27 protein-coding genes are annotated in these 26,690 nt (G+C 31.4%); 10 read left to right on the forward strand and 17 right to left on the reverse strand.

Annotation, left to right across the window (positions count from 1 at the left end; all coding sequences use genetic code 11):
- Positions 1 to 46 precede the first annotated feature (46 nt).
- The 9 genes from B3578_RS08085 to panB all read right to left on the reverse strand — a co-directional run bounded on the left by B3578_RS08085 (position 47) and on the right by panB (position 9,746).
- Entirely contained in the window at positions 47 to 2,794 is a 2,748-nt protein-coding gene (locus tag B3578_RS08085; RefSeq protein ID WP_291047756.1) for a TonB-dependent receptor, read from the reverse strand.
- A 95-nt stretch (positions 2,795 to 2,889) separates the two neighbouring features.
- Positions 2,890 to 3,666, reverse strand: a complete 777-nt coding sequence (locus tag B3578_RS08090; RefSeq protein ID WP_291047757.1) for a GLPGLI family protein — start codon at positions 3,664 to 3,666, stop codon at positions 2,890 to 2,892.
- Between the two features lie 140 nt (positions 3,667 to 3,806).
- Positions 3,807 to 4,409: a bifunctional nicotinamidase/pyrazinamidase gene (pncA, locus tag B3578_RS08095; RefSeq protein ID WP_038331088.1), complete on the reverse strand. Its 603-nt coding sequence runs from the start codon at positions 4,407 to 4,409 to the stop codon at positions 3,807 to 3,809.
- A 99-nt stretch (positions 4,410 to 4,508) separates the two neighbouring features.
- Complete coding sequence (locus B3578_RS08100; RefSeq protein ID WP_291047758.1) at positions 4,509 to 5,294, reverse strand: GLPGLI family protein; 786 nt, start codon at positions 5,292 to 5,294, stop codon at positions 4,509 to 4,511.
- A gap of 65 nt (positions 5,295 to 5,359) precedes the next feature.
- Positions 5,360 to 6,151 carry a GLPGLI family protein gene (locus B3578_RS08105; protein WP_291047759.1) on the reverse strand — a complete coding sequence of 264 codons (792 nt, stop codon included), beginning with the start codon at positions 6,149 to 6,151 and terminating at the stop codon, positions 5,360 to 5,362.
- 106 nt (positions 6,152 to 6,257) lie between these two features.
- Positions 6,258 to 7,250, reverse strand: coding sequence for a glycosyltransferase family 2 protein (locus tag B3578_RS08110; RefSeq protein ID WP_221853967.1), 993 nt, complete (start codon positions 7,248 to 7,250; stop codon positions 6,258 to 6,260).
- Positions 7,251 to 7,263: 13 nt separating this feature from the next.
- The gene (locus B3578_RS08115) at positions 7,264 to 8,124 is read right to left on the reverse strand and encodes a lysophospholipid acyltransferase family protein (protein ID WP_221853966.1); all 861 of its coding nucleotides are present in this window, start codon (positions 8,122 to 8,124) and stop codon (positions 7,264 to 7,266) included.
- A 24-nt stretch (positions 8,125 to 8,148) separates the two neighbouring features.
- Entirely contained in the window at positions 8,149 to 8,832 is a 684-nt protein-coding gene (locus B3578_RS08120; protein WP_221853965.1) for an RluA family pseudouridine synthase, read from the reverse strand.
- Positions 8,833 to 8,930: 98 nt separating this feature from the next.
- On the reverse strand, positions 8,931 to 9,746 hold the full coding sequence (panB, locus tag B3578_RS08125) for a 3-methyl-2-oxobutanoate hydroxymethyltransferase (protein WP_291047763.1): 816 nt from the start codon (positions 9,744 to 9,746) through the stop codon (positions 8,931 to 8,933).
- A 247-nt stretch (positions 9,747 to 9,993) separates the two neighbouring features.
- Between panB and B3578_RS08130 the strand changes: the two genes are divergently transcribed.
- From B3578_RS08130 to B3578_RS08150, 5 genes are all read left to right on the forward strand, one after another.
- Complete coding sequence (locus tag B3578_RS08130; protein WP_221853963.1) at positions 9,994 to 11,160, forward strand: nucleotide sugar dehydrogenase; 1,167 nt, start codon at positions 9,994 to 9,996, stop codon at positions 11,158 to 11,160.
- A gap of 21 nt (positions 11,161 to 11,181) precedes the next feature.
- Positions 11,182 to 12,228, forward strand: coding sequence for a dTDP-glucose 4,6-dehydratase (gene rfbB / locus B3578_RS08135; protein ID WP_221853962.1), 1,047 nt, complete (start codon positions 11,182 to 11,184; stop codon positions 12,226 to 12,228).
- 262 nt (positions 12,229 to 12,490) lie between these two features.
- Complete coding sequence (locus tag B3578_RS08140; RefSeq protein WP_221853961.1) at positions 12,491 to 12,901, forward strand: ABC transporter permease; 411 nt, start codon at positions 12,491 to 12,493, stop codon at positions 12,899 to 12,901.
- Positions 12,902 to 13,602: 701 nt separating this feature from the next.
- Positions 13,603 to 14,319 (forward strand): hypothetical protein, encoded by a 717-nt coding sequence (locus B3578_RS08145; RefSeq protein ID WP_221853960.1) that lies wholly within the window; start codon positions 13,603 to 13,605, stop codon positions 14,317 to 14,319.
- 193 nt (positions 14,320 to 14,512) lie between these two features.
- Positions 14,513 to 14,692 carry a glycosyltransferase family 2 protein gene (locus tag B3578_RS08150; RefSeq protein WP_221853959.1) on the forward strand — a complete coding sequence of 60 codons (180 nt, stop codon included), beginning with the start codon at positions 14,513 to 14,515 and terminating at the stop codon, positions 14,690 to 14,692.
- A 2-nt stretch (positions 14,693 to 14,694) separates the two neighbouring features.
- On the opposite strand, the gene B3578_RS08155 is transcribed toward B3578_RS08150, so the two are convergent.
- The 6 genes from B3578_RS08155 to nusB form a co-directional block, all read right to left on the reverse strand.
- A complete protein-coding gene (locus B3578_RS08155) occupies positions 14,695 to 15,390 on the reverse strand; it encodes a response regulator transcription factor (RefSeq protein WP_221853958.1) in 696 nt (231 codons plus the stop codon).
- Between the two features lie 4 nt (positions 15,391 to 15,394).
- Positions 15,395 to 16,948, reverse strand: a complete 1,554-nt coding sequence (locus tag B3578_RS08160; protein WP_221853957.1) for a sensor histidine kinase — start codon at positions 16,946 to 16,948, stop codon at positions 15,395 to 15,397.
- 72 nt (positions 16,949 to 17,020) lie between these two features.
- Positions 17,021 to 17,623: a dephospho-CoA kinase gene (coaE, locus tag B3578_RS08165; RefSeq protein WP_291047769.1), complete on the reverse strand. Its 603-nt coding sequence runs from the start codon at positions 17,621 to 17,623 to the stop codon at positions 17,021 to 17,023.
- Between the two features lie 70 nt (positions 17,624 to 17,693).
- The gene (gene yajC / locus B3578_RS08170) at positions 17,694 to 18,050 is read right to left on the reverse strand and encodes a preprotein translocase subunit YajC (protein WP_221853955.1); all 357 of its coding nucleotides are present in this window, start codon (positions 18,048 to 18,050) and stop codon (positions 17,694 to 17,696) included.
- Positions 18,051 to 18,074: 24 nt separating this feature from the next.
- A complete protein-coding gene (locus tag B3578_RS08175; RefSeq protein WP_221853954.1) occupies positions 18,075 to 18,566 on the reverse strand; it encodes a DUF1573 domain-containing protein in 492 nt (163 codons plus the stop codon).
- A gap of 44 nt (positions 18,567 to 18,610) precedes the next feature.
- A complete protein-coding gene (gene nusB, locus B3578_RS08180; RefSeq protein ID WP_291047772.1) occupies positions 18,611 to 19,633 on the reverse strand; it encodes a transcription antitermination factor NusB in 1,023 nt (340 codons plus the stop codon).
- On the opposite strand from nusB, the gene B3578_RS08185 reads away from it, so the two are divergent.
- Both B3578_RS08185 and B3578_RS08190 read left to right on the forward strand, forming a co-directional pair.
- Entirely contained in the window at positions 19,624 to 21,381 is a 1,758-nt protein-coding gene (locus B3578_RS08185) for an ABC transporter ATP-binding protein (RefSeq protein ID WP_286495050.1), read from the forward strand. The genes nusB and B3578_RS08185 overlap by 10 nt on opposite strands.
- Positions 21,382 to 21,498: 117 nt before the next feature.
- On the forward strand, positions 21,499 to 21,879 hold the full coding sequence (locus tag B3578_RS08190) for a PUR family DNA/RNA-binding protein (protein ID WP_280052022.1): 381 nt from the start codon (positions 21,499 to 21,501) through the stop codon (positions 21,877 to 21,879).
- Between the two features lie 56 nt (positions 21,880 to 21,935).
- On the opposite strand, the gene B3578_RS08195 is transcribed toward B3578_RS08190, so the two are convergent.
- Positions 21,936 to 22,646, reverse strand: coding sequence for a hypothetical protein (locus tag B3578_RS08195; RefSeq protein WP_286495049.1), 711 nt, complete (start codon positions 22,644 to 22,646; stop codon positions 21,936 to 21,938).
- A gap of 203 nt (positions 22,647 to 22,849) precedes the next feature.
- On the reverse strand, positions 22,850 to 24,043 hold the full coding sequence (gene sucC / locus B3578_RS08200) for an ADP-forming succinate--CoA ligase subunit beta (protein WP_221853950.1): 1,194 nt from the start codon (positions 24,041 to 24,043) through the stop codon (positions 22,850 to 22,852).
- Between the two features lie 402 nt (positions 24,044 to 24,445).
- Here sucC and B3578_RS08205 point away from each other — a divergent pair, with 402 nt between their 5' ends.
- From B3578_RS08205 to B3578_RS08215, 3 genes are all read left to right on the forward strand, one after another.
- Complete coding sequence (locus tag B3578_RS08205; RefSeq protein ID WP_038335263.1) at positions 24,446 to 25,120, forward strand: ABC transporter ATP-binding protein; 675 nt, start codon at positions 24,446 to 24,448, stop codon at positions 25,118 to 25,120.
- Positions 25,121 to 25,885 carry a TIGR02757 family protein gene (locus B3578_RS08210; protein WP_221853949.1) on the forward strand — a complete coding sequence of 255 codons (765 nt, stop codon included), beginning with the start codon at positions 25,121 to 25,123 and terminating at the stop codon, positions 25,883 to 25,885.
- Between the two features lie 61 nt (positions 25,886 to 25,946).
- On the forward strand, positions 25,947 to 26,597 hold the full coding sequence (locus B3578_RS08215) for an alpha/beta hydrolase (protein WP_221853948.1): 651 nt from the start codon (positions 25,947 to 25,949) through the stop codon (positions 26,595 to 26,597).
- The last annotated feature ends 93 nt before the right edge of the window (positions 26,598 to 26,690 follow it).

Here is a 26,690-nt window from a genome sequence, read left to right on the forward strand (position 1 = left end):
TAAAAGCCCTTCAATTGAAGGGCTTTTACTATTTAATTCATTTATTTTAGAACTTATATCGTAAACTCACGATAAAATACCTTCCCAAAACATTTTTAGTTGTAGTCGATATGTAGTTATCATTAAATCCATTCGAAACAATTACGTTATTTCCTAATAAGTTTCCACCTGTAAGAGTTAAATAAGTTTTCTTCGCAATATTATATCGTGCAGAAGCATTCCATTCTTTTGCTGTGTTTATTTCTACTCCATCGCGGTATTGTAAACGATAAGAGAAATCGGTCTGAACTAATAATTTACTTGTAGCGGACCAAGCAGCTTCTCCATATGGACGCCAGTTCGTAAATTTCTGTTCAGATAATGATTGATATTTACTTAGGTTTAAATTAACCCCAGCCTTCAATTCAAATTTCTTTTTGAATGTAAATGAGTTCTCTAAATTATAAGTTTGATTAAAACTCTTGTTGTTAACATTGTTTAATTTATCATTTGTTACAACACCATTTTTGTATTCAATATTTCGTGTAATGGTATAATAATTAGAAGTAGAAATATTACCTGTTAATCGTGCATTGTACCATTTAGCAAAACGCTTCCCAATCATGAAATATCCTGAATAAGTTTCTTGGTTATTACCAGAATTAATTAAGGTATTGAACTGGTAGTTATTTACAATTGTATCGTTTCCAGAGATGATAAAATCACGGTTTAAAACAGATTGTGTTTGTATACTTTTTTCTTGTAACGTATAACTTAAATTCGCAAAAATATTAAAGAATGTGAACGAGTTAAAATGACTAAAATTAAGACTTGCTGTATGTGTCAAAGCTTGTCTTAAGTTTCTATTTCCATAGAAAATCGATTGATAACTTTGAATGGTATACGAGTCATTAAAATCTTTTGTGTACGGATAGCTATAGTTTTGTGTATAACTAGCGCGAACACTTGTTGCATTGTTGAACTTGTATTGCAAATTCAGGTGAGGTAAAAATTTCGTTTCCGAACGATTTAATTTTTCACCATCTTGGTATTTCGATTTCTCATTAAAGAACGAAACTCCAGCTCCAGCATCTACTTGAAAGTTTCCTAATTTTTTTGTCAATGTTACATCGGCAAAAGTCTCGTTGTAATCTAAATCTGTATTACTGATTAATGAATTATCATTCATTAATTTCTGAAAATCATAGATTTTATTTTCAAAATCTTGCGTACTAAAATTTGTTCCAACTTTAATTTTAAGGTTAGATGTATTTGTCAACAAGTGATTGTAGATTCCGTATAATTGAACAGTGTTCAAAACAAAGTTTTGATCTTGATTGATATTATATTGATTATTTACTTGAGATAAATTCTTGAACAAATTAAAAGACGAGAACGGATTTGCTGTTGATAAAACATTGTAATCTGGCGTATCTTTTTGATATTGATGACGGAAATATAAACCAACATTATCATCGCGTCCAACTTTACGGATGTAAGATAAAGTTTGTGATAAAGAGTAATTCTTTTGTTCAGAATTTACATTTCTAAAGCTATTTTTTTGATCGTTATAATAGCTATCAACTAATTGCTCATTCTCGCTATCTAAATAATTAAAGTTTAAGCGATATTTAATTTGTCCTTTATCATTCGGATTATAATCTAAACGCAAACGCGACATTCCCATAAAAATATTGCTCTTATTTTGTTCCTGATCGACAGTTGTATAAGGTGTTTCGATGTTGTTGTAATAACGCTCAGATTTAGAATTGTAACGAATGTTATTTGTATTAAGTAAACCAAACCCAGAGATTTTTAGTTTCTTATTTGGTTCAACACCAAAATGGACAGCACCATTATAGGTATTCATACTCGGCGCATCATTTTTTGTCATCAAGTTTAGATTGTTCGAATTTCCTCTTAATGAATAGATACTTCCTTCAGAATTAAATTCAGAATATCCACCAAAGAAGCTCATATAATCATCTTGATCAAAAACTTGTTTCCCGAATGTATTAAAATCATTGATTAATGTTCCGTCTGTTTTTTCTGAGAAATAGAAAATCTTTGCTTGTGCATCTGTATGTTTGTCTGCATCTCCACCTAGTGTTACATTACCAAATGCAAGACGTTTCATATCATCTTTTAGTTCGATGTTTAACGAGAATTGTTCGTCATCTTCTTGTAAGGAAGAAGCAAAAGGATTTGATTTGAACTTTGTGTTTAATTGTATTTTAGAAACCGCATCCGAAGGTAAATTTTTGTTCAATAATTTTTCGTTACCACCCAAAACTTCACGTCCACCAACTGTTACTTGCGACATTGGTTTACCTTTGTACATTACCTTACCATTCTGAACTTCAATTCCAGGTAATTTTTTAAGAATATCTTCTAATGTTTCCTCATTTCCAACTTTGAAAGAATCTGCATCAAACTCAATTGTATCACCTTTTACTTTGATTGCTTGTTGAGCTTTTACAATTGTTTCTTTTAAGGAAATTTCTTTTCCTTGTTTAAGCTTTATTTTTTTGTTGACATTTTCAGTCAAATCAACATTCTCAACATATGTTTCGTAACCAGCTTGCTCAATTTCGATGTCATATTTTTGTCCACAAGGCAATTTGAATTCAAATTCACCCATATTGCTTGTAAAAACAAAACCTTTGCCTTCGTTTTTACTATCAAAAATAGAGACAGAAGCGTCTGTAACAGGAATTCCAGCATCATTTGCAACAGATCCTTTTAATTTACATTCTTGCGCAAACGAGATTTGAGCTGCAGAAGTAAATAAAATTAGATAGAGTAATTTCTTCATATGTATTTTTTAGTTGATGACTCAAATAGAGTTTTTTGTAAAACACATCTGTTTATGTGTTAGAAACAGATGTGTTTTTATATGTTTTGAATGAATTATTTAGTGTCTAGACCTCCATTCATTTGTTCTTGCATTTTTTTCTGAATATCCATTACGATTTTCATAAATTGATCTTGTGTAACAACTTCTCCTTTTGTAGGTAAAGCAATTTTCAATTCTTTTTCAGAAATTTTTAAATCTTTCAATGTGTAAATTAATTTAGCTCCATTCATTTCAAACTCAGCTTTTATAATCAAACCTGGCAATCCAGCTAATGAAGTTGGTCCATCTTTTATAGGGATTTCTGGCGCATACCAAGCTGTCACAGGAATAGAATCCATCATAACGCCTTCTGCTTTTGTCGCTTTGTAACCAGCTATATCAGTTTTTTCACGCGAGATTTTCCATTTGTAATCTGGAATTTGATCTTTAATCAAATATTGTTTTACACCCATATCAACTTCTTTGTAATACAAATTTGGAGTTACAGTAAAGTCTTTATAAGTTGGTTTATTATCCATTGCAGCCATTTGTTGAGCAATTATTCCTAATCCACCTTGTCCGTTATTTACTTTTTCTTCTAATGTAAATGTTGAATTTTTGGAATTACTTTTAAAGAAGTAAGTCATAAAAATTCCTGCATCAATTTCAGCTTTTAGCATTCCTCCAACTTGAGCTCTGTATGCTTCTGGAATAGTTTTCATGGTTTTTTCGTAGTCCATTTTAACTTCCATTACATAAGTTGCATCGATATTTTGTGTTTTATTGTCTTGCGCGATAGAAATTGTAGCTGTAATAATTCCTAAGGCAAATGTTAAGATTGCTTTTTTCATAATTGTTGTATTTGTCTAATTAGTCTGCTTTTGTAGACTAATGTTACAGATAATTTTTGAATTTATTTTAAAAATAAAATGTCATTCAAAAAGTTAAGGATTTTCAAATAACATTTTTATCTAGCGATTTATTGATAATATTATAATAAATACGTCGAGACATTTCCTCCTTTTTTGATAAAATCTTCTTTCAATTCATCAAAAAGTTCTTGGTTAATAGCCTTTGTTGTTCCTTCTAAAATATATGTTGTATATCCCAATGCTAAAGCATCTTTTGCTGTGTAATATACACAATAATCTGCTGCTAAGCCGCAAATGTATACACTCGTTATATTATGATCTTTTAAGAATCCATTTAGCCCTGTTGGATTCTTTTTATTCACATCAAAAAAAGCACTATACGAATCAACTTCTGGATTCATACCTTTTCGGATGATTGCACTTATTTTATTTTGCTTGATATCTTTGTGTATTTCTGCTCCTTTAGTGCCTTGTACACAATGATCTGGCCACAAAACCTGACGATTTCCACCTAATTCGATTACATCAAAAGGTTGTTTATCTGTATGTTGAGAAGCAAAACTTTTGTGATTTGCAGGATGCCAATCTTGCGTTGCCACAACAACATCATACTTTTCTTGTAATTTGTTTATGCGTTCGATAATTTTATCTCCATCATTCACAGCTAAGGAACCTTCTGGTAAAAAATCGTATTGCATATCTACGATGATTAAAGCTTTCATAGTATTTTATTTCTTAAGATTAATTTAGAATTAAATATAAGTTTTATAATATGAAATTGAACCAATTTTTTATGAAAATTAATCGAATTTTAAGAAATCTTAATCTCGTTTATTTACGCCAGAATTTCGCATTTCTTCAAAACGTGAGCGTTGTTCTTGCATCAATTTATCAAATTCTGTTTGCGAAATAGCACCTTTATCTTTTGGTTTTTCGATTGGTTTTGAATTTGTTGATGTTTTGATATCCGTCAAAGAAATAATTTTAGAGCCTTTAAACATGCCTCTGTTAATTTCTGTTTGTACTTCTGCAATCAAACCTGGTAATCCCCAATAATTTTCTGGACCAGTTTTATATTTTAATGTTGGAATGTACCAAACTGTTGTCTGAACGCTATCAATAATAGCAGTTGCTTTTTTAGCTTCATTCCCTAAGATTGTTTTTGTTTCTCGTGTTAATTTCCAATCAAAATTTTGCAAAGAATCTTTTACAACATAGTTTTTTCCCATCATGCTTTGCTCTTTTAATAGCAAATGATTTGTACTATTTTTATAAATATTATCTCCATTCATCGACATCATTCGCATTCCGCCACCACGTGGACCTCGTAATCCTTGACTTTGATCATTTGATATTTTTTCAACCATTTTATACAAGGATTCGTCTCCCAAAATAGTCAACTTAGCTTCTTGCGGCTCTTGAATATTTTTCTTGAATTGCTCTTGCATTTCTTTTGGCATCGTACGTCCATTACCGCCACCAGGAGGTTGAAACGTAAAATCGTCTGGTAAAATAATACGCGTTGTGTACGAAATTTCTACTTTTTCTTGTTGCGCAAAGGCAGAAAAACTAAATAGAAAAATAAAAACTGAAATTATTTTTTTCATTTTAAATGTGATTATAGCTCTTAGACAAGAAATAGTATAAAATGTTTAATGAGTAATTAAAAAAATTAATCTTTTTTATCAATAGTTTCTGAGCGCATCGATTTGAATCGTTCCATTTGCTTATCAGATAATTCTTTGAATTCTTTCTCTGTAATTACATTTTTTTCTTTTGGCTTTTCTATCGGTTTCATATCTGGAACTTCTTTAACTTCTGTAGCTTTTATAGTTACATTTCCAAAAGATTTTTTATCAGATTTTGAAGTGTTGATAATTTCCATTTCTAAAATCAATCCAGGTAAACCATTGTACATAGAAGGTCCGTCTTTGACAGCGATACTCGGAGTATACCAAGCAACAACAGATTTTGTACTATCAATAACTGCAGTTGCTTTTTTGACATCAAAACCAATTAATTTTTTAGTTTCACGTGTCAATTGCCATTTGTACTCGGTTAATTTATCTTTTATTAAATACGATTTATCCATCAAATTAGCGCTTTTCGAATATTCCTTTTTTGATAGATCTTTTACAATTCCATTTCCTCCACCAGAAAAACTCACAGACATAGAAAAGCCTCCATTACCTTGACCATTACTAATTTTTTCAACTTTTTTATACGTAGATAAATTATCATTAATTGTTAGTGTAAAATCTTTAGGTTCCGACAGGCTCTTATACATATTGTCATAAAAGTCTTTTGGTAAACTAACAGAACCAGAAGTTTCAACTTTCATATTTTTCTTTAGCTCATCTACGTTAACATCAATAATTTCTTGATAATTCACTTCAAGTTTTTGTGCAAAAGACGAAGTTGTAAGTAGAACGCAATAAGTAAATAATGTAAATAATTTTTTCATTGTAGTTTGATTTGTTCTACAATGATAGTAAAAGATTTTATTTCTACAATAATAGACTTAAAAAATTATAGAAATTTTAAGAAATGATTTAATATTTGAAGATAGATTATTTTAAATCCTTAAAGTACTGACGTTTTTGCACGAAATATTGAAATGGCAATAACTCTTTATCTGAATAATTTTTTATTTGATTTTGTTGACGCTTTTTATACATTTTTATAAAACCAAAATAAAAATGCATATGTGATAAGAAAACAGCCCAAACATGTGGAAGTCCTTGTTTGGGTAAAAAGGCAACAGCAGCAATTCCATCCATTGAAAGACGTGTGAAAAGCATCGGAAAAAGTTTGTTTGCAGGTAGATTTTTAAGCATCATCCACAAACTATTTCGGTAATTTAAATACCATTTTTTTGGATTGGATTTATCCAAAGTTGCACCGCCCAAATGATAAACAGTTGATTCTCCACAATAATAAATTTTTCGCCCAGCATTGTTTAACCGCCAACACAAATCGATTTCTTCCATATGTGCAAAGAATTCTTCATCAAAACCATTTTGATCAAAGAAATCTTTTTTTCGGATGAATAAACTTGCACCGGTTGCCCAAAAAATTTGTGCGGTATCGTTGTATTGCCCATTGTCTTTTTCTAAAGTTGAAAAAACACGTCCGCGACAAAATGGATAACCAAATTTATCAATGAAACCTCCTCCAGCACCCGCATATTCAAAATATTCTTTGTTTTTGTAGTCTAATATTTTGGGTTGAATTGCGGCGATATCAGGATTGTTGTCAAACAATTTTTCAATTGGTTCTATCCAATTTTCAGTTACTTCGACATCCGAATTTAATAAACAGAAATATTCTGCATCAATTTCTTTTAAACCTTCGTTATAGCCTTGTGCAAAACCATAATTTCCTTTGTTCTGAATGATTTTGACAGAAGGAAATTGAGTTGTCAACAATTCGATAGAGTTGTCAGTCGACGCATTATCAATTACATAAATTGTTGCGTTTTTAGAATTGTTAATAACCGAAGGTAAAAATTGAGGCAATAATTTTTCGCCATTCCAATTTAGGATTGCAATTGCTGTTTTCATGAATATTTAAAAATTACAAATCGGCATATTTCCAACGTTTGTGGCTCCAAAGCCAATTATCTGGATGTTGTTGAATAGTTTGTTCTAAATGATGAAAAAATTGATGAACAATTTCATTTTCTTCAAATTTATCTCGTTGAGGTTGTAGTCGAATAAAAGTTGTGTGATAATGACCGCGTTTTATTTTTTCGGTTTGACAAAAGACAACAGCCATATCTTTGCGGCGTGCAATTTTATCAAAACCATTAAATACGGGAGTTCTCTGATTGAGAAAATCAATAAAATAATGAACAGCCGATTGTTTTGGACTTTGATCTGCGACAAATAAATAGGCTAATTCTCCATCATTTGGAGCTTTCATCATAAAACGCAACACATCTTTCATGTCCAATGCTTTTGTTCCGAAACGCCCACGCATAGCGTTGATTTTATCGTTCCAAAATGGATTTCGAATTTTATGATAAACAGCTGCACTTTCTTTTGTTGGTAAATGTTTCACCGTTCCAATAAACCATTCCCAGTTAAAAATATGCCCACACATCAACATGACATCTCGTTTTTCAGTTTTTATTTCATTAAAAACGTCGAGATTAGAATATGTAAATCGTTTGTCCAATTCTTCTTGAGAAATAGAAAAACTTTTTAAAGTTTCGACCAAATAATCACAAAAATTTGCATAGAATTTTTTATGAATTGCTTTGATTTCTTCGTGAGATTTTTCAGGAAAAGAGTTTTCTAAATTTGTTCTAATGACACGTCTTCTATAACCAATAACCGTGTACAACAGAAAGAACAGAAAGTCCGAAAATCTGTATAAAACCGAAAGTGGTAAACGTGAAATTTGAAAAATTATGAAATAAAAAATGCTGTTCATTTAACAAACAAATAAGCGACAAATTTACGAATTAAATTTGTTCGTTGCTTGCCAAATTGCATCTTTCGGAACAGGAGCTACAATTGTCAATTCTTCTTTTTTGACAGGATGCTCAAACGTGATGCGATGCGCATGTAAACAAATGCTTCCATCAGGATTAGAACGTTTAGCGCCGTATTTCAAATCGCCTTTGATAGGACAACCAACTGAAGAAAGTTGCGCGCGAATTTGATGTGAACGACCTGTAAATAACTTCACTTCGACACAATGAAAAGTATCCAAAGCACCTAAATAGGTGTATTCTAAAATTGCTTTTTTAGCATCAGGCGTTGGTTTAGAATAAACAGTTGTTTTATTATTTTTTGGATTTTTCTTTAGATAATGTTCTAATCTTTCGAAGTCTTTTGACGGTTTACTTTGAACAATTGCACGGTAAACTTTGTCAATATTTCGTTTCTGAAACATTTCGTTCATTCGTGTTAACGCTTTCGAAGTTTTAGCAAAAATCAACACACCAGAAGTTGGACGATCCAAACGGTGCACCAACCCTAAGAAAACATTTCCAGGTTTGTTATCGCGTTCTTTTATATAGTTCTTCAGACTATCGATAAGCGGAATATCGCCTGTTTCGTCTCCTTGTGCTAATTCACCTGCTTTTTTGTTGATGATTAACAAATGATTATCTTCGAATAAAATTTTTGGATTCATGAGTGAGTTTTGAGTGGTGAGATAAAAGTTTTGAGTTAGAATTTCCTCAAGTTGTTATTGAAAAACTCACTACTCAAAACTTATTACTCATGACTTATTTAATATTGTTCATTCACATTTGGAAAGTCGCCCGATTTTACATCCAGAACATATTGTCCAATTGCTTGGTGAATTTGATCTTCTAAGTTTAAATATTTACGAACAAATTTTGGTTTGAATTCGTTGTTTAATCCCAACATATCATGTACAACTAAAACTTGACCGTCGGAACCTGCACCTGCACCAATTCCAATTGTAGGGATATTAACAGAGGCTGTTACTTTAGCAGCTAAATCAGCTGGAATTTTTTCCATTACTAATGAAAAACATCCTAATTCCTCTAATAATTTAGCATCGCTAATTAATTTTTCTGCTTCCGCATCTTCTTTTGCACGTACTTTATATGAACCAAATTGGTAAATAGATTGTGGTGTAAGACCTAAGTGTCCCATAACAGGAATACCAGCATTTACGATACGACGAATAGATTCTTCAATTTCTTTTCCACCTTCTAATTTGATCGCATGTGCACCAGATTCTTTCATGATTCGAACAGAAGACTCTAAGGCTTTTTGTGGATCAGATTGATAAGTTCCGAAAGGTAAATCAACCACAACCAAAGCACGTTTAGCTCCTCGAACGACACATTGAGCATGGTAAATCATTTGATCCAAAGTAATTGGTAAAGTAGTTTCGTGACCAGCCATTACATTCGCTGCAGAATCACCAACTAAAATAACTTCAGTTCCAGCCGCATCTACAAGCGAAGCGATTGTAAAATCGTAAGCCGTTAACATCGAAATTTTTTCTCCGGTAAATTTCATGTTACGCACAGTTTCGGTAGTGATACGTTTGATTTCTTTATTTACAGACATTACGTTTATATTTTTAACTTTTGTAAAGTTAATTTGAATATTAAGACAGAACTAATTTTGACTGATATTTTTTCCAGTTTGACAGATGAGGAATAAGATAAACGGTTAGTTAAAAATGAAATAACAATTTTCACAATTTTGTAAAAGTAAATATACTTGTCTATTTGCTCATTTTTAGTAAATTGGTGTTCGAATTGAGAGAATTTCACTAAATTTGTTCTCTTAAACTAATTTTAAATAACCATAAATGAAAATAGCAATAGTGGGGACAGGCTACGTTGGTCTGTCTAACGCAATTTTATTAGCTCAGCGTAATGAGGTAGTGGCGTTAGATGTTGTTCCAGAAAAGATTGCAATGCTCAATGCAAAAAAATCTCCAATTGAAGATAAAGAAATTATAGATTTTTTGCAGAATAAGGAGCTTAATTTTCTTGCGACTTTAGACAAAGAAACTGCGTATGCAAATGCAGAATATGTGGTTGTTGCAACGCCTACGGACTATGATCCAAAAACAAATTATTTTAATACATCAAGCGTAGAATCGGTTATAAAGGATGTCAAGCAATATAATCCGAATGCTGTAGTTATTATAAAATCAACTGTTCCGGTTGGTTTTGTTGAAGATTTAAAATCACGATTAGACTATCAAAATATTATTTTTTCTCCCGAATTTTTGCGAGAAGGAAAAGCTTTATACGACAATTTGTATCCATCAAGAATTATTATCGGTGAACAAAGTGAAAGAGCAGAAGTTTTTGCTAATTTGTTAAAAGAAGGAGCAATTAAGAAAGATATTCCGACATTGTTTACACATTCAACAGAAGCAGAAGCAATCAAATTATTTTCGAATACCTATTTAGCGTTGCGTGTCGCTTATTTTAATGAGTTAGATAGTTATGCACAAACATTCAACTTGGATAGTAAACAAATTATCGAAGGAGTTGGTTTGGATCCTCGTATCGGTTCGCATTATAACAATCCATCGTTTGGTTATGGAGGATATTGTTTGCCAAAAGATACGAAGCAATTATTGGCTAATTATGATGCAGTTCCGAATAATATTATTCAAGCAATTGTTGATGCAAACAGAACGCGAAAAGATTTTATTGCAGATTCTATCATTGCAAAAAATCCTAAAAAAGTTGGTGTTTACCGCTTAATTATGAAATCAGGTTCAGATAATTTTAGAGCATCAGCAATTCAAGGAGTAATGAAACGTATCAAAGCAAAAGGAATTGAAGTGGTGGTTTATGAACCAGTTCTGAAAGAAGATTCTTTCTTTGGATCGAAAGTGATGAATGATTTTGAAGCTTTTAAACAAGAATGTGATGTGATTATCTCGAATCGAAATGCACCTGAATTAGCTGACGTGAAAGAGAAAGTTTATACGCGCGATTTGTTTGGAAACGATTAAAAATAACAACTATAAAATACTATGAAAACTATTTTAATTACAGGTGGAGCTGGATTTATCGGTTCTCACGTTGTAAGAGAATTTGTCTTAAAATATCCTGAAACGAAGATTATCAACCTTGATGCATTGACATATGCAGGAAATTTAGAGAATTTGAAAGATATCGAAAGTAAATCAAATTATGAATTCGTAAAAGCTGATATTACTGACGCAAAACATATATTAGAAGTTTTTGAAAGACATCAGCCAGATGGTGTTATTCATTTAGCTGCCGAATCTCACGTGGATCGTTCGATCACAAATCCATTAGACTTTGTGATGACAAATGTGATTGGAACAGTAAACTTATTGAATGCTGCAAAAACAATTTGGAACAATAATTTCGAAGGAAAACGTTTTCATCATGTTTCTACAGATGAGGTTTTTGGCGCTTTGGGTGATGAAGGATTCTTTACGGAAGAAACATCGTATGATCCGCATTCACCATATTCGGCATCAAAAGCATCTTCGGATCATTTTGTAAGAGCTTATCATGATACCTATGGTTTACCAATTGTGATGACAAATTGTTCGAATAATTATGGGCCAAATCATTTTCCAGAAAAATTAATTCCGTTGTGTATTCATAATATTTTGAACGGAAATCCGCTACCTATTTATGGAGATGGAAAATATACACGCGATTGGTTATTTGTAATCGATCATGCAAAAGCGATTGACTTGGTTTTCCACGAGGGAAAAAATGGAGATTCTTACAATGTAGGAGGTTTCAACGAATGGAAAAATATCGATTTGGTAAAAGAATTGTGTAAACAAATGGACGAAAAATTAGGTAAAGAAGCGGGAACTTCAGAACAATTAATCACTTTTGTGAAAGATCGTCCAGGACATGATTTACGTTATGCAATTGATGCGACTAAAATCAACGAAGAATTAGGCTGGAAACCAAGTGTGACGTTTGAGCAAGGTTTGAGCCTAACAATTGATTGGTTTTTATCAAACAAAGAATGGCTGGACAATGTAACATCTGGCGATTATCAAAATTATTACGAAAAACAATATAATTAAAAAAGGGTTTTATAGGTTAATGAAGAAATTAATCTATAAACTTAAAACCTTAACCTAAAAAGTTTTTATGAGTTTAAAAACAGTAGTTTACTCTTCTGACAAAAAAAACACATTTCCTCAAGGAATTAAAAAATATATTTAAAGATATATCAAATTCTCACTTTTTAGCTTTTCAGATGGCTAAAAGGGACATACAAGCACAGTATAGACAGTCTTATTTGGGTATTTTTTGGCATTTGCTCCAGTTATTATTAACTAATTAGTGTGGCTGTTTTTAAATGGATCAGGTGTTGTTTCAGTACAAGGAGTTGGTATTCCTTATCCTTTGTTTGTTGTGATTGGTACAATTTTATGGAGTGTATTTGCTGATACAGTTCAAAGCTCTATGGTTTCTGTAAACGCAGGAAAGGGAATTATTTCTAAAATTAATTTCCCTAAAGAAGCGCTTCTAATGGCTGGTATGTATAAAATAAGTTTCAATCTAGGATTGAAACTTATTTTGTTAGTCGTCTTTTTAATTTATTTCGGTGTTAATTTAGATATTAATTTTCTCTACTTTCCATTTCTATTGGTGGTACTTTTAATTTTTAGCTTTGCTATCAACAATATCCCAGTTTATTATATCAATCAGATTACTGCCGTTTATACTTTTTCCGAATATATTCACAGTTAGCAAAAAATCATTCAAATCTTATAAATATTAATAATAAGGAGGTTAGCAAATTAAAGAAACTTTAAAAAAAAAGCTAAATAATTCACAAAAGAAACTAATTCATAAAAGAATTAAAAATCATATTTTTTTTATTTTGAAATACTCAACGTTTGATATTTCGTATATAAATTATATTAAAGATATTGGCTTTAGAACATCTTTAAAACTAATAAAATGGAAATGACAACATTTCTACTAAATTAGAGTTACTAAAAAAATCAAGATTACTAAAATTACTATATAAATTAGGACTATTTAAAGGATATAAATACCTATAATTAGAAAAAGCTCATATTAATCGGTAACAACTTTACTTTACAACAAAACCTAATAGCTAACCTCTACTAATCTACATTTAGCAAGAAACACTAAACAATCTGTTTGTATAAAACAAATCAAAATCAAAATTAAGCAATCCACAAATTTATTCAGCATCATTATAGCTAATATACATGAAGTATCATCACAAATTCCTATAACAAACCTCCTCTTTAAGTCGGCTTAGAGGCGACATAAAGGTAGCACAGAGGTAGCATAGAACTACTATAAAAATAACTTAGGAATACAGTTGAAGAAGTAAAAAATAATTAAAAAGGAGAAAAATAGAAATAAATTCGCTAAATTTAATTAATTGATTTTCAATAGTTAAATATAGTAAATTTATGGCTAAAACAGATAATGAATTTAATATAAATGGTAAATTAGGAAATTTAATTTTTTTTCAACGTAATGGTAAATCTTTTGTCAAAAAATATGCAGGCGGATTTGTTAATAGTTCAGCACAACAACATCCAAATACAATAGAAGTTAAGAGACGTTTCAAAGAATTATCGATGTTTTCCGCATCATTCAAGAAACACATACTACCATTCAACTGGAAACAAAAAGACGGAACTTTTCACAACCAATTGGTTTCATTTTTTTCTACTATAAAAAAAGAAACCAATCAATCTACCATGTACACAGCACTAGTAGAAGCCTACAAAAATGGTAAATTACAACATCGTTCACTCAACAAAAAGTGCAAACTATCCCCGTTTTATGTGGAATATAATGCCCAAACAAATGAATTAAAAATACAAGCAGGCCTAGTATTTCAACACAAATCCAAATTCCCAAACGCTTTTTTAGAAATCAGTATAGGATGGTTGGTTTGCACCGAAGAATTAGAGTTAAATCTTATCAATTTTCAAAATTTCTATGTTCCAATAGATAACCTTGCTACACCACTTGCAGAAATTAAATTATCACCACAAATACAAGAACAACAAAACTCATCAACAATTTTTCCTTTTGTCGGCATATCCATTGTGACACAAGACAACGAACAAGCTAAACTCTTTCATCCTTTTCACTATACACTCACCACATTCCTATAAATAAGAAAGCATAAGCTATAATTAGTAAATCTACTTTTCATTAAGAATATCTTAATTATCGTATAAAATAAATAATGATAAATAAATACGCTTAAAAAATAGAAGAGCAATGCCATCAAATAATAACTTGTATATTCTTACAAATGAAGTAACATTGTAAACAGCTAAATTAGAAACACTTAATATACACATCATGCAACAACCTCTTATTTCGGTTATTGTTCCTTGCTACAATCAGTCTATTTATATGGACGAATGTCTACAATCAGTCTTAGATCAAACCTATCAAAATTGGAAATGTATTATTGTAAATGACGGTACAATACCACAAAAAAACCTCAACTATGTTGAGGTTTTTTTCTATAAAGATTAATCTTATTCCTGAATTAAAAGTCGGAATCCTTCACCGTGAATATTCACGATTTCTACTGCTGGATCTTTCTTCAAATACTTACGTAATTTCGCAATATATACGTCCATAGAACGTGATGTAAAGTAATTATCATCGTGCCAAATACGTGTTAAGGCAATCTCACGAGGCATTAAATCATTTTTGTAAACTGCCAATAAACGTAATAATTCGTTTTCTTTTGGCGAAAGTTTCTGTGATTTACCATCGTAAATTAATTGTCTCAATTTTGCATTGAACGTAAACTTACCAATTTTGAAATCTTCTTGTTCAAATTTTTCTTCTTCGCCAGAATTACGTTGTAAAACAGCTTTTATTTTGTACAATAAAACTTCTGAATCAAATGGTTTTAAGACATAATCGTCTGCTCCAATTTTGTAACCATTCAAAACATCCTCGCGCATGTTTTTCGCTGTTAAAAATATAATTGGTTGTTCACTTTTTAGTTCTTTGATCTCTTTTCCTAATGTAAAACCATCTTTTTTAGGCATCATTACATCAAGGATGCATAGATCATAATCACTTTCTTTAAATTTGGTAAGACCGTCCTCACCATCGATTGCGTGCGTTACGTCAAAATCGTTTATAACCAAATAATCCTTTAATACACTTCCGAAGCTTGGATCATCTTCTACTAAAAGTAATCGTTGTTTATCACTCATTGATCTATGATTTTAGAGGGATTTTAATGAAAAAAGTACTTCCTTTTCCTGCTGAACTTTCTGCCCAAACCTGTCCGCCGTGAAGCTGAACGATTTTTTTGACATAAGCCAACCCAAGTCCATGACCTTTTACATTGTGTATATTTCCCGTTTCTTCTCTATAAAATTGTTCAAATATTTTTTTCAGAACGTTTTGCGACATTCCCATTCCTTTATCAGAAATTTCAATTAAAAAATTGTTGTCTTTGTTGTATGTTTTTACTCTAATCTCTGGTGTGTTTGGAGAGTATTTTCGAGCATTATCCAATACATTAATAACGATATTCTCTAAATGGAAGGGATCTCCTTTTACAAATGATTGTTCTGCGTTGTATTCCTCAAATATTGTACCATTTCTTTCTTCTACAATAAATCTTATCGGCTCAACACTTTTTTGTACAATACCATTCAAATTTACTTCCTGAAAATTCATGTCCATTTGATTGCGATCAAGCTTCGACATTCGTAAGACCATCTCAACGTGAGCATTCATACGTTTGTTTTCTTGTTTGATCAAATCTGCATAATATTTCACCTTTTCAGGATCAGTAAATATCTTTTCATTACGCAATGCATCAGACGCAATATTAATGGTTGCAATAGGCGTTTTGAATTCGTGCGTCATATTATTGATGAAATCTGTTTTGATTTCCGAACTCTTGCGTTGCAATTGCATATAATAAATTGACAAGGAGAAAACCGTAATAATAATCATGGTTAAGATAAATGTCAACGAAATAACTGGAACGGTTGGTGCAATAATGGCTAAATTTCGGTTAACAAAATTTGCTGCCAAATAATATTCGATATGATCCTTTCTATCCAAAAATAGCGGAACCATAAACTCAATTTTATTGCGATCGAAATCTTTTGATTTGACATTTGTTTCTGTCGAATCTTTTTTCAAAACTGCCAAAATTGGCATTGCTTGGTGAATTCCTCTGTTGCGTAATTCGTTTTTCAAAATAGAATCTAGCATCGCATAATTCACACGTTTGTCGATTGGCGTAGAACCAGCGTCCCAACGTGCAGCACTTTCCAATGTAAATGTTCCGTCTTGTAAAGCGTGTTCAAAATTCAGATTAAGATTCGGAATTCCTCTTGCAGAAGAATCTTTGTCTATTTTGAAAACGCGTTCTTGCGAATAAATATTCGCTTTCGTTAAGCTGTCATTGTATTTTCCAGATGATGGCAACATCGATTTTTCGACTACATAGCGCGTTACATAAGCGTACGTTACACCAAGCGAATCTTTGATGACTTGATTGGTTACAACTTGCGGTTTATCTTTATTTGATTTTAAATCAGATTGTATATTATTGAATTTCTTATAATAACGCTCTAATTCGTTTTTGTTTATTTTCTCTGTTGTATAATTCATCGCTTGGTACACATTGTTGTTAAAACTGTCTGTACCATTCTGAATTGTTAAGTTTAGCCAATAGAATTGAATAATTATCAATCCTATAAGCGCAACACTCATGATAACGATTAAGATTTTATAAAATCCTTTTTTCATTTATTTTTTATTGAATGATTAAAAATAGTTTAATCTTTTCTAATTTCTATCTTTTTGTTAAAATTTGGACGATTAAATCATTTTTTTGATTTTGATAAACGTTTGTTCCACTTCATTTTTCAAGTGAGCTAAATCGCCATTATTATCAATAATAAAATCTGATTTAGCGATTCGTTCTTCGTCCGAAATCTGATTGTTTATTCTCGCAAGAATTTCTTCTCGTGATAAACCATCTCTTTCTATAGTTCGTGCAATTCGCGTTTCTATATCGACCACTACACTTATCACAACATCGCAATCTTTGTAACTACCACTTTCTATTAAAATGGCAGCTTCTTTCATTACAATGTCCGATTTTTGAGCTTTTTTCCAATCTTCAAAATCTTGGAAAACTGCTGGATGAACAATTGAATTTAATAGCTTCAATTTTTCATTATTCTGAAAAACTTGTTTTGATAGATATGGTTTATTCAAACCATTTTCATTGTACGCTTCTTCACCAAAAGCTGCAATAATTTTAACTTTTACTTCAGAGTTTTCATTCTGAATCGTTTTCGCTCTTGTGTCAGAATTATATACCGGAATACCTAATTCTTCGAAGAATTTTGCTGCTGTACTTTTGCCAGATCCTATTCCGCCAGTAATACCTGCTACAAAAGGTTGGTTGTTTTTCATGGTTTGAAGTTAAAAAAATGCCGAAGAATAATTCCTTCGGCAATCAGTTAAATATATGTTAACCTTAAACTTAGTTTTTTTCTTCTACTACTTTGTCTGATTTTTCAGCTTTGTCAGTCGTTTTTGAATAACGTGCAGCAGTTAATTCACGAGAAATTGCAGCCTTTTCAAATTTAATTTTTCCAGCTCCAGTTTCGATGATAACAGCGTCGTCATAAATTTCGTTGATTTTCCCGTGAATTCCAGAAGTTGTTACAACTTGATCACCACGTTTGATATCCGTTTGAAATTGTTTTTCTTGTTTCGCTTTCTTTTGTTGAGGACGAATCATGAAAAAGTACATAATTACGAACATTCCTCCGAACATCAAAAGCATAGACATTCCTCCGCCTTGTGCACCAGCTTGTAAAAAGATTGTTTGAATCATTTTTATATTTTATCGATTTAATACTTATTGTCCAAATGCTTGTTGCGCATTTTGATCATTTGCAGTAGCTCCAACAACGTTTGCAGAAATATCAAATTTCTCGTGACCGTTTACTGTGTTTGTTACTAAAGTTACTGTTTTTTGTTGTTTTCCGTTCATGTTTCCAGCTGTGTAAACAACTTTGATAGAATCTGTAGCTCCTACCGCAATTGGAGTAGAAGGGAATTCAGGAACGGTACAACCACAAGTTGCAGACGCATCGCGAATAACTAATGGAGATTTACCATCGTTTTTGAACTTGATATATGTTTCTACTTTATTGTTAGCTTTTACATCTCCAAAATCGTGATTTGCTTCTGCTAATGTTAAAACTGGAGCTGTAGCTGGATCTACAACATTTTCAGCTTGTTGAGCTGTTTCTTCTGCTGTAAAATTGTCGCTAGCTTTTTTCTCTCCACAAGAGCTGATTGCGAATGATAATGCAAATGCACCTAAAATAAATAATTTACTTTTCATTTTTATAATTATTTGTCTTAGTCAAAATTAAGAAAAAATAGTGATTATAATAAACCTCTACCGTATTTTGGTAAATTATTATTGTCTTTTAACTCTTTTAATGTTTTATCTAAGATTCCGTTAACAAAAACACGCGATTTTTCTGTCGAATAACTCTTCGCTAATTCCACATATTCGTTGATTGTAACTTTTGCAGGAATATTTGAGAAATATAAAAATTCTGTCAAAGCCATTTCTAAAATAATCAAATCGATTGTCGCAATACGATCTAATTCCCAGTTTTGAGCTTTTTCGTCAATGATTTTTCTTGTTTCTACTTGGTGACGAATAGTTTTACGGAATAATTCTTCAGTAAATTTTTTGTCATCTAAATCTTTGTAAACTTTGAACAAAGAAATCAACGGAGAACTGTTTTGACGGAACGATTTTATCGTTGTGTGTACCATCGCATTTGCAATATGTACATCGTCTGCCCACGTGATCTGAATTCCTTCTAAGTAATCGTGCAAATCTTCATATTCAGCAATAAATTCTACGAAAAAGTTCAAGATAAATTCTTTGTCTTCTTCAAAAGAATGTTTGTCGCTGCTCATGTACGTTTTGTACAATTCGCTTTCTGTCAAATTTTTAAAGATATTGTTTGGATAAGAATCATAAATATCCCAAAGTAAAAATTTGTTGTCATTTGAATAACGAGATAATTCAAGATTTTGTTCAATAATTTTGAATATTTTATTCTGAACAAATTTTAAATTTGGATTTAAATCTTCTTGGGTTGGAAAGTTTTTTGATTTTGCAAGTTCAATTTTATGCTCTGCAATGTCCTTTTGAACTTTAATCAAATTTAGGAGATAAATGTACAAATCATAGATTTGATCGATACTTTTCATCATATTTCTCTCGACCGCTCTTTCTTCGCCTTCAGTTCCTAAACTATTGTAAGCATAGATATTCTGCATTACTTTTTCGCGTAGTTGTCTTCTTCCCAACATAATTTCAATGATATAACGTCTAATAAATTGATGCAAAGGTAAAAAAAAGAATGTAATTTTGTTTTGTGAAATCATTACAAAAGTTAAATAAATTTTTATGGAAGTATAAATGGAGAATATTTTTGGGCTTCATTTTTACGATTTGTGCCAATTGGGTGCAGGTTTATTCCGTTACATATATTAGAGAAGCGATTAATACAGTTGAAGAATTGCTACGAAATTTTAAGAAAGAAGGAACAGATAACCTCGATCTTTTGAAAGATGGTTTGATGTATGCCAGTTTGGCTTTTTTCTTTTTTAAAGTTTTGGGAGGAGTTTTGACGGTTGGTACACGACAAATGATTATTGTGGCGTCGCGTTATATTGAGTTCGATTTGAAAAATGTGATTTACGATAAGTATCAAAAATTATCGTTGTCCTTTTACAAAAAACACAAAACGGGCGATTTGATGAATCGTATTACCGAAGATGTCGGATTGGTGCGTATGTATCTTGGACCTGGAATTATGTATCCAATTGATTTGGTATCGCGAGTTGTGATCATTGCGTATTTTATGTTGCAAATTGATCAACAATTAACGCTTTATACATTAGCTCCATTACCGATTTTATCATTGTTAATTTATAATGTTGCACGAAATATTAACAAGAAAAGTAAGCGCGTACAAGAACAACAATCTACGATTTCGTCATCTGTACAAGATACTTTTGCTGGAATTCGTGTGATAAAATCATTCAATTCGGAAGAATTTATTAAATCTAAATACGAAGTAGAAGCAGACGAATATCAGAAACGTGCGCTTAATTTAGCTCAAATTCAGGCAGCTTTTGGACCATTGATGGTTGTTGTAGTTGGTGTGAGTAATTTGGTGATTTTGTATTTGGGAGGAGTAAAATATATAGAAGGAACAATGGATATTGGTTCTATTGCACAATTTTTCCTTTACCTAAATATGTTAATTTGGCCATTTACTTCGTTGGGTTGGATTACAATGGTTGTGCAGCGTGCGGAAGCATCAATGTTTCGTATCAACGAATTTTTGAATGCTGAAACTGATGTGAAAGAAAAACAATTAGTCAATCATGAAGTAGAAGGAACAATCGAATTTAAAAATGTGACGTATATCTACGAAAACACAGGAATTAAGGCGTTGGATAATGTTTCGTTCAAAATTAATAAAGGTGAAACTTTAGCGATTCTTGGAAAAACAGGTTCAGGAAAATCGACAATTGCTTTGTTAGTTGCGCGTTCGCTGGAACCGACTTCTGGTGAAATTTTGATTGATGGTAAAAATATTCATGATATTAATGTAGAATCTATTCGAGAAGAAATTGGTTATGTTCCGCAAGAAGCTTTCCTTTTCTCGGATTCGCTAACCAATAATATTTTGTTTGGTTCTGACGATACAGATGAGCAAACGGCTGAAATTTTTGCGAAGAAAGCTGTTGTTCATGATAATATTGATCGATTTAAAGAACGTTACGAAACAGTTGTTGGTGAACGCGGCGTTACGCTTTCTGGAGGTCAAAAACAACGTGTTTCTATAGCTCGTGCATTGGTAAATGATCCGAAAATATTAATCTTTGATGATAGTTTGTCTGCTGTAGATACCGAAACCGAAGAACAAATCTTGAATAATTTATCTTCTGAGATTAATGGTAAAACAACCATCATTATTACGCATCGTGTGTCTTCTGCAAAGCGCGCTGATCAGATTTTGGTTTTAGAAGATGGTCATGTTTTAGAAAATGGTTCGAACAGCGAATTATTAAATAAGCATGGTTATTATTATGAATTGTACAATAAACAACTGCTAGATTAAGTTTATTTATATAGATTTAATAAAATAATAGAAAATAATTGTTTAAAACGTTGTTATTTTCTTAATTTTTTTTAGATTTGTTAGGAAACATTTAACAATTAAACTCTATTTAGACTTATGAATGATTTTGAAAACCAAGAAAAGGTGGATGCAGAAGGAGTCTTTTCAAAGGTATTAAGGGCTGGAAGAAGAACTTATTTTTTCGATGTCCGCGAAACAAGAGCAGGGGATTATTACTTGACGATTACTGAAAGTAAAAAAAATACGCAGGAAGATGGAAATGTGTATTACAAAAAACATAAAATCTACTTGTACAAAGAAGATTTTGAAAGTTTCAAAGATATGTTAGACGAAACGACCGATTTTGTTTTTGCTCAAAAAGGACAAGAGGTAATTTCGGAAAGACATCAGAAAGATTTTGATCCAAAAATTAAAGTTGTGGGTAAAGACGAAACGCAAGTTGAATCTTTTACCAATATCGATTTTGACGATATATAGACTTTACTAAATATGCGTAAAAAGAAACCTCCACTCAATAATTTGAGCGGAGGTTTTTATTTATGCTTGAATATTTTTATGTCTCCTATCAACAATCCTCCATCTTTTTCAAAATCTATATTATCCAAAATAGTTAGATATTTAGTTATATTCTTTTTCTTGAGAAATTTGTTTAATATTATTGAATATATTCTTTGAATCTCATAATCAAACTCACATAATAGAGATTCAAGATCATAAGATTCATCAATATCTTGATTTTTTATTAATAGAATTTTATCATTTTCTAAATCAACCCGTGAAATTTCGTAAACATCAAAATCTTTAGAGTCATTGCTTATGTAATTCGTAGAGTGAGCACCAATTTTATTTCTTAATTCAATTATTTTATACTTTTTTAAATCATTAACTATTTTGGATTTGTGTGGAATTTTATGAATCTCAATTAAGTTAATTATTGCTAATTGTTGTTGATAAACAGCATTTAAAATTCCGTAAAGCCTCAGGTATTGTTCTCCTATATCTAGTATTTTAGTAGGTCCAGATAATTTAAATTTTAAGTAATTTTTCTTGGCGTATTCTGTGTCATCAATTACGTATAGAGCATTTAATAATATATTCCAATCAAATTCTTTTTCAAAGTAAAAGAATTTAATAACATCTGATTTAAAATTTTTAGATTTTTCAGGATTCCATTTAATTGAAAAATCACTTAAAACTTCATTATGTAAATCTTTATATTTACTTATAATAGACCTATTGTCCATATTTATTTTTTCTAAAATTACAATATTTTAATTTATCAGCTTTATTTAGTAAAATCATTTAATTACAAAATGTCAAGTAGAATTTATTTCAGGTTCGCATCTCGTGAGATTCTGAAACAGGTTCAGAATGACAATAAATCATACAAAAAAACCTCTCAAAGAATTCTTTGAGAGGTTTGATATATTGTAAATAAGTTAAAATCCTAACCTACTAATTCTTCTACTTTGTCAGCAGCGTCTTTTAATGTGATAGCAGAGTGAACAGCGAAACCTGATTCATCAATCATTTTCTTAGCGATTTCTGCATTTGTTCCTTGTAAACGAACAATAATTGGCACATTAATTTCGTCACCCATATTGTTGTAAGCATCTAAAATACCTTGAGCAACACGATCACAACGTACAATACCACCAAAAATATTGATTAAGATAGCTTTTACGTTTTTATCTTTTAAGATAATACGGAAACCTTTTTCTACACGCTCAGCATCAGCAGTACCACCAACGTCTAAGAAGTTTGCAGGATTACCACCAGATAATTTGATGATATCCATAGTTGCCATTGCTAAACCAGCTCCGTTAACCATACATCCTACGTTTCCGTCTAATTTTACGAAGTTTAATCCAGCTTCACCAGCTTCAACTTCTGTTGGATCTTCTTCTCTTGTATCACGTAAAGCAGCGATATCTGGATGACGGAATAATGAGTTATCATCGATAGATACTTTAGCATCTACAGCGATAATTTGATCGTCAGATGTTTTAAGAACTGGGTTAATTTCGAACATAGAAGCGTCAATCGCAACGTATGCATTATATAAAGCAGTGATAAATTTAACACCATCTTTGAAAGCATTTCCTGATAAACCTAAGTTAAAAGCAACTTTACGCGCTTGGAAACCTTGGATTCCTACAGCAGGATCAATTTCTTCTGTAAAGATTTTGTCTGGTGTGTGCTCAGCAACTTCCTCGATATCCATTCCACCTTCAGTAGAATACATAATCATGTTTTTACCAGTTGCACGATCTAACAATACAGAAACATAGTATTCTTCAGTTTCAGATTCACCTGGATAATAAACATCCTCAGCAATTAAAACTTGATGAACTTTTTTACCTTCAGCCGAAGTTTGAGGTGTTACTAACTGCATTCCGATGATTTCGTTTGCTTTCTCTTTAACTTCGTCCAAGTTTTTAGCAAGCTTTACTCCACCACCTTTTCCACGACCACCTGCGTGTACTTGTGCTTTTACGACATGCCAACCTGTACCAGTTTGTTCAGTTAATTGTTTAGCAGCTTCTACAGCTTCTTCTGGTGTAGTAGCAACGATACCACGTTGTACTTTCACACCATATTTACTAAGAATTTCTTTTCCTTGATATTCGTGAAGATTCATTTTTTTTGATTTTTCAATTACAAAAATAAAAATATTGTTGATGTATTCTAAATTTTGCCATATTAATTTTATCAGCTTATGCTAAAAAAGTGATTAATATTATTTATTTAGAGGTTACAAGATACGAATATTAATGATTTAAAAAGTCAAAACAATTGTTATATAATTTTTAAATCGTACCAAGTACACTAAAATTGTTTGTTTTGGGTTTAAAGCATTTTCGACGGAGGATTGATTTTATAATTTTATCAATAAAAAACCGTCAATTCTAGTGAAATTCTATTCTCGATACAATTTTTTATCATTTCATTTCTAAAAATCACTCGAACTGACGAATTTTAATTCAAAAAAAACTTATCACTTATGATTTAAGACTTAGTACTTAATTTATATCTTTACCTCATGATAAAAGCAGAAAATATTGTTAAGAAATTTGGTGAATTAGAAGTGCTAAAAAATGTTTCTTTATCGATTGTAGAAAAAGAAATCGTTTCTATCGTTGGTGCTTCTGGAGCAGGAAAAACAACTTTGCTTCAAATTTTAGGAACATTAGAAAAAAGTTCTGAGCCAAAGAAATATAATACTTCTATTCAGATTGCGGGACAAGATATCACGAAGTTAAACGATCGCGATTTATCTAAATTTCGTAACGAAAACATTGGATTCATTTTTCAGTTTCATCAATTGTTGCCAGAATTTAATGCAATAGAAAATATTTGTATTCCAGCTTTTATCAAGAAAACAAAAAAAGCAGAAGCCGAAAAGCGTGCAAAAGAGTTAATGTCTTATTTGGGACTTTCGCAACGTTTGACACATAAACCTAATCAACTTTCTGGAGGAGAACAACAACGTGTAGCAGTAGCTCGTGCGTTGATTAATCAGCCTAAAGTAGTTTTTGCTGATGAACCTTCTGGTAATTTAGATTCTAAAAATGCTGAAGAATTACATGAATTATTTTTCAATCTTCGAAACGAATTTGGACAAACTTTTGTCATTGTGACACATAACGAAGAATTAGCAAATATGACTGATCGAAAATTGGTGATGGCTGATGGAATTTTTCAAATAGAAATGTAAATGATTCAAGAAGAATTAAAGGATTTTTTAGACGAAAAAGTTCTTCAATATAATACATTAGACTTTATCGATTCTGATCCAGTACAGATTCCGCATAGATTTTCTGCGAAAGAAGATATCGAAATTGCTGGGTTTTTAGCGGCAACAATTGCATGGGGAAATCGTAAAATGATTATCAATAATGCGAATAAAATGATGCAGTTGATGGGAAATTCGCCTTACGATTTTGTGATGAATTTCTCTGAGAATCATTTAAAGAATTTGGGTGGTTTTGTTCACAGAACATTCAATAGTGAAGATTTGAAATTTTTCATGCAATCGCTTCGTAACATTTATCAAAATCATGGCGGATTGGAACAAGTTTTTGCAAAACATCAAACTTCAGATTCGATGCAAGCATCAATCTCGAATTTCAAACAAACTTTTTTTGAAATAGAACATCCAACTCGAACAACTAAACATATTTCAGATCCATTGAATAATTCGGCTGCAAAGCGTATCAATATGTACTTGCGTTGGATGATTCGTGATGACAAACAAGGCGTAGATTTAGGAATTTGGAAATCCATTCCAACTTCTATTCTTTCCTGTCCTTTGGATGTACATTCGGGAAATGTTGCACGAAAATTAAATATTCTGACTCGAAAACAAAATGATGCAAAAGCATTGAAAGAACTTGATACAAAATTGCGAGAAATGGATGCAAATGATCCTGTGAAATATGATTTCGCTTTATTTGGTTTGGGTGTTTTCGAAGGGTTTTAACTGAACTGAAAATAATTTTATTTAGAAAAATTAGAATTAAATTCGCTAAAAATAAGTTTGTATGAAAGAATTGAATGGAATAAAATATATCGAACGTTTACCTGTTGTTTCGACTGAAAAAACGCCTCTTTTTGTGCTGATACATGGTTATGGAAGCAACGAAGAAGATTTGTTTTCATTTGCACAAGATTTACCGCAGAATGCGCATATTATAAGTGTACGAGCGTTGCATGATATTGTGTATGGCGGATATGCGTGGTATGATATTAATTTTGTGAACAATGAAAAATGGATGGATGAAACGCAAGCAATAGAATCGCGTAATAAATTGGTCGAATTTATTGATGCAATTGTTCAACAAGAGAATTTAGATGACGCAAATGTAACATTGATGGGCTTTAGCCAAGGTGCAATTTTGAGTTATGCGATTTCGCTAAATAATCCAGAAAAGATTAAAAACGTGGCTATTTTAAGTGGTTATCCAGAAGCTAAAATTATTGGAGATTTTGATCAATCGAAAGATTTTTCGAACTTAAATTTCTTTGTTTCGCACGGAACAGAAGATGTTGTATTGCCAATTGAATTAGGACGAATGGGTGACGAGTTTTTAAAATCGATGAATATTAATTTTGAATACCACGAATATAGAAGTGGACACGGAATTGTTCCTCAAAATTATTATGATTTGATGGATTGGATCAAAAGATTTTAATCCTAAAAATAATGAAATTCTGAAACAAATTCCTTTAGATTTGAAAATCTTAAATTGTAGTATAAAAAGAAAAGAAAAGAGTTTGAGTACACT

The organism is Empedobacter sp. UBA1574, from assembly GCF_002322895.1.
Lineage (GTDB): Bacteria > Bacteroidota > Bacteroidia > Flavobacteriales > Weeksellaceae > Empedobacter > Empedobacter falsenii_B.